Genomic DNA, 4,326 nt, shown 5'->3' with positions numbered 1-4,326 from the left:
ATTCCTCATAACGCAGCGCCTCGCTCGGCTGAATCCGGCTCAGCCAATGAATCGGGACCGCCGTGGCCAAAGCGCCGACCCCCAAGGTCAAGCCCAGGCCGATCAGCAGGATCCAGGGATTCCAATGAAAGGGAATGGTCCAGCCGAAGTGGTCGTAATGCAAAACCTTGAGCAGGACCCAGGCCAGGCTCAGGCCGGCCAGCGCGCCGAGGGCATAGCCGCAGCAGGCGAGGGCCAGGCCTTGGCTGAGGCCGTAACCGCGCAGGCCCGATGGCGAAATGCCGAGGGCTTGCAGCAAGCCGACTTCGCGGCGCTTCTCCTCGAGCAGGATCGCGAGGGTCGTGAGGACGCCGAGGAAAGCCACGAAGAGGGCGACGTATTTCAAGAGGTCGGTGACGGCGAAAGTCTGGTCGAAGACTTCCAGCACCCGGCTTCGGACTTCGCGATAAGGCCGCACCTCCAGCGTCGGCGGCGCCCCGGCCAGCCCGCGAAACCGGGCGATCAAGGGCGCGGCCCGCGAGGGGTCCTTTAAGTAAAGCGCCATCCCTTGAATCCGCCGATCGCCGCTGAAGGCTTGGAAAGTTTCGCGGTCGACGTAAACCACCCCGCGTTCCGAGGAATAATCGTGGAAGATCGCGGCGACCGGCAGCGTCCAAGCTCCCCATTCGGTTTCCAGCGTGAGCCGGTCGCCGATCTCGATCCTTTGCCGGCGGGCGAAGGATTCGGAAACGGCGAAAAGCTTTCCGCCGGCCAAAAAGGGATCGAGGCTGCCTTGGAGCAGGCGGATCTGGCCATGGGCCATCAAATCGCGCAGCGCGATCGCCGAAACCGTGACCTCATCGGACCCGCGCCGGGCCAGGAAGCCGCGCAGGGTGTCGATCCGGGCCTCGCCGGCCGCCGCCTCGACCGCGACCACGAAGTCCGGCGGCAGGAAGCTACGAAAGCCGTTGGCCGGGTTGTCCCGCAAAGTGAGATAGACGTCGCCGCGGATGCCGCCGATCCAATCGACCACCGCGCCGCGAAAGGAGTTCACCATCAAGCTCACGCCGAGCCAGAGCGCGACGCCCAAGGTCAAGGCCGCGGTGACCACGCCGTAGCGGTAAGGATTTTCGGCGACCTGAGCCCAAGCGACCTGGGCCGCGCCCCAGCGGCCGAGACGGGCCAAAGCTTGCAGCAGGAGCAGGACCAGGCGCATCGCCAGCGGCGTGAGCAGGAGAAATCCGATCAGGACGCCGAAGGCGGTGACGAAGCCCCAAGCCGGCCGGGCCGGCGAGCTGAGCTTGGCCGCGGCCAAGCCGATGAGGAAGGCGAGGGCCGAGAGGCCGAGCAGGAACAAGGGATGATGGCGGAGATGGCGTTCATAGCTGAGCCGGCGGGCCGCTTCGACCGGCCGCACCGCCAGCGCCTCGGCCAGCGGCAGGAAGGTGCCGAGCAGGGCGCCGGCCAAGCCGAGGCCCAGCGCGACGGCCAGGCCCTGGCCGCTCCAGTCGAGCCGCAGCTCGGCTTGGTTGAGGTAGAGCTGGCGGACGGTCCGGGCGATCGGGCCGAAGAGCAGCCGGGCCAAGCCGCTGCCGAGCAGGAAGCCGAGGCCGCCGCCGAGCAAGCCCATCAACAGGGCTTCGGCGCCGAGAGTCAGCCCCAAACGGCGACGGGTGGCGCCGAGGGCTCGAAGCACGGCCAAGTCGGGCCGGCGGTGGAGCAAGGCCAGGCTGCTGGCGTTGTAGACGATGAAGACCGCGACGAAGACGGCGACCAGCCCCAGCGAAAGCAGGTTGAGCTGGAAGGCTTTGAGCAGCTCGCGGCCCTCGCCGAGCCGCTCTTCGGCCGTCACGATCGCGAGCCCCGGCTCGAGGCCGCGTTCGGCTTCGCTCTTCCACTCGGCCAGTTTTCCCGGCCGGACCCGGACCTCGATCCGGCTCAAGCCGGCCGGCTCTTCCAGCAGTTCCTGGACGGTGGCGATGTCGGCGAAGGCCAAGGAAGCTCCGCCGCTCCGGGAAGCGAGAATCTTGACTCGCGGATTTTTTCGGCGGCCGGCCAGCGAAACCGGGAAAGTCTCGCCTTCTTGGGCCCCGCAGCTTTGGGCCAAGGGCGGCGAGAGCAGGATCAAGCCGGGTTCCGCCATCATCTCGAGCCAGGGCCGTGAATTTCCGGAGTCGCTCGGCGCGGAGTCCGAAAAAAAATCGCCGCGGCTCAGCGGGTCGACGCCGAGCAAGCTGAAGGAGCTTTCGAGCTTGGGGCCGCAAAGCGCCACCGCTTCAACCAGCGGGGTCGCGGCCAGGGTGAAGGGGTTGGCCAGGACGGCGGCGTAATCCTCGTTGCGGAGCGGCCGGCTCCGGGCGACGAGGGAGAGGTCGGCGATGCCGCTGACTTCCTCGACCGAGCGGCGGAAGGAGTCGAGGGCGCTGCGGTTGGCGGCTTCGATCGCGCTGAACACCGCGATGCCCGCCGCCATGCCGAGCAAGGTCAGCAAGGCCTTGAGCGGCCGCCCTCTCCAGTAAGCTAGGCTGAGCCAAGAAAAGAGTCTCAGGCCGGCACCGCCTTCCCGCCGCGCAAAACCCAGCGGCGGTCGGTCCAATCGATCGCCGCCTCATCGTGGGTCACCAGGAGGAGGCCGCAGCCTTGCTCGCGGCAAAGATCGCCGAGCAGCTCGTAGACCCGGCGGCGATTCTGGCTGTCGAGGTTGCCGGTCGGCTCGTCGGCCAACAGGAGGGCCGGACGATTGAGCAAAGCCCGGCAAAGCGCCGCCCGCTGCAGCTCGCCGCCCGAGGCCTCGTTGGCCCGGGCCCGCCGCCGCGGCCATATTCCGCTGCGCTCCATCAAGGCCCGGGCGCGGTCTTCGGACTCGCGCCGCGGCCGGCCGTCGAGGGTCGCCGGGAGCAGCACGTTGTCGAGGAGGCTGAGCGAGGGGAAGAGGTTGAAGAATTGGAAGACGATGCCGAGGCTCCGCCGCCGCAGCTCGGCCAGCTCGGCGGCGCGGCGCTGGCCGAGCTCTTGGCCTTCGATCCGGATGCTGCCGCCGTCGGCCCGGTCGAGGCCGGCGATCAGGTGGAGCAGGGTGCTCTTGCCCTCGCCGGAAGCGCCGACCAGGCAGAGCCGCTCGCCGGCTTCCAATTGCAAGTCGAGGCCTCGAAGGATGGGGACGGGGCGCTGGCCGATCCGATAGGATTTTTCGAGGCCGCGGACTTCGAGCAAGGGCATGGCTCGATCTAACACAAATTGCAAAGACTTGGGACCTTGGTTAGAGAAGGGGAATGGAGCCGGGAGAAATCCATCTTTGGACCGCCGATCTCGACATCGGGAAGGAGCTCGGTTTGGCCTTGCGTGAAACTCTGAGCCCCGACGAGATCGAGCGGGCCGACCGTTTCTTGCAGGAGGACGACCGCCGGCGCTTCACGGCGGCCCGCGGGATCTTGCGGCGATTGATCGGAGATTATCGGAAGGCGGCCCCTTCCTCCCTTCGTTTCGCCTATGGCGAGAAAGGGAAGCCCGCCTTGGTCGAGAGCGGCGGCTTGGGTTTCAGCCTCAGCCACTGTCAAAGCCGGGCGATCTATGCCTTGGCTTGGAATCGGGAGCTCGGCGTCGACTTGGAGATCCCGCGGGAAGGGGTCGACGTCGAAGGCTTGGCCGCCCGCTATTTTTCGCCGGCCGAGGCGGCGCGGATCGCCGCCTTGCCTCAAGCCGAGCGAGCGGCCGAGTTTTATCGTTTGTGGACCGCCAAGGAAGCCTATGCCAAAGCTCGAGGCCTGGGCTTGAGCCTGCTCGGCGAGGAAGTGAGCTCCTTCGCCGGGTTTCGAGTCGAAGAGTTGAAGCTGAAGCCGGGCGAATTTTCAGCCCTGGCCTATTCGGGTGAGAAAGCGAGATTGAAATTTTTTGAATTCTAGCAAAAAAGAAAAATGCCCCCGCTGCGCCAGCAGCCGTCTGCTCGAGCGGCTCGACGGCTCCAAGGCCTGCCGCCGTTGCGGCCAAAAGTGGATCGGGAAAAAGGTCCTGGCCTCTCAGGACAAGCGCAAGCCTTCCAAGGTCTTGCCCGGCCGCAGCCTCGCCAAGCCCGGCAAGAAGAAACAGCTGAGCCTGTTTTGATGGCCTAACGCATGATCATCCGCGCGTCGGTGCGGAACTTCTCTTCTTCCAATTGAGCGAGCTGCTGCCACATCTGCTCGATGTTGCGGAATTGGGTTTTGAGGGTATCGGTCAGCTCCCGTTCGTTGTTTTGCAGCTCATTCATCGTTTGGGTGCTGAGCTGGACGAATTGCTTGTAACGATTGATCCGGTCTTCCGAGCGCTCTTGGGTGTTCTCGTCGGTTCCGGCGTATTTCTCCGGCGGTT

The 4,326-nt window shown here is 66.0% G+C and carries 5 protein-coding genes; 2 read left to right on the top strand and 3 right to left on the bottom strand.

Translation table 11 applies throughout. The annotated features are described in order from the left end of the window. Both VJR29_12695 and VJR29_12690 read right to left on the bottom strand, forming a co-directional pair. A partial coding sequence (locus VJR29_12695; GenBank protein ID HKY64266.1) for an FtsX-like permease family protein occupies nucleotides 1–2,575 on the bottom strand: 2,575 nt, incomplete at its 3' end. Next, entirely contained in the window at nucleotides 2,524–3,198 is a 675-nt protein-coding gene (locus tag VJR29_12690; protein HKY64265.1) for an ABC transporter ATP-binding protein, read from the bottom strand. The genes VJR29_12695 and VJR29_12690, both read right to left, overlap by 52 nt. A gap of 53 nt (nucleotides 3,199–3,251) precedes the next feature. Here VJR29_12690 and VJR29_12685 point away from each other — a divergent pair, with 53 nt between their 5' ends. Together VJR29_12685 and VJR29_12680 are read left to right on the top strand one after the other, a co-directional pair. Continuing rightward, nucleotides 3,252–3,881: a 4'-phosphopantetheinyl transferase superfamily protein gene (locus tag VJR29_12685; protein HKY64264.1), complete on the top strand. Its 630-nt coding sequence runs from the start codon at nucleotides 3,252–3,254 to the stop codon at nucleotides 3,879–3,881. Further along, entirely contained in the window at nucleotides 3,871–4,080 is a 210-nt protein-coding gene (locus tag VJR29_12680) for a hypothetical protein (protein ID HKY64263.1), read from the top strand. Before VJR29_12685 ends, VJR29_12680 begins: the two co-directional genes overlap by 11 nt. Before the next feature lie 4 nt (nucleotides 4,081–4,084). On the opposite strand, the gene VJR29_12675 is transcribed toward VJR29_12680, so the two are convergent. Next, nucleotides 4,085–4,326: hypothetical protein (locus tag VJR29_12675; GenBank protein HKY64262.1), on the bottom strand; the 242-nt coding region annotated here is incomplete at its 5' end.

Source organism: bacterium (assembly GCA_035281585.1).
Classification (GTDB): domain Bacteria; phylum UBA10199; class UBA10199; order DSSB01; family DSSB01; genus DATEDP01.
The sequence above is the reverse complement of the archived record's forward strand: the minus strand, read 5'-3'. Positions and strand labels throughout refer to the sequence as shown.

What these genes read in the sequence shown, in the direction of transcription:
- VJR29_12685 (HKY64264.1), top strand. Translation starts at nt 3,252, where the DNA reads ATGGAGCCGGGAGAAATCCATCTTTGGACCGCCGATCTCGACATCGGG.
- VJR29_12690 (HKY64265.1), bottom strand. Translation starts at nt 3,198, where the DNA reads ATGCCCTTGCTCGAAGTCCGCGGCCTCGAAAAATCCTATCGGATCGGC.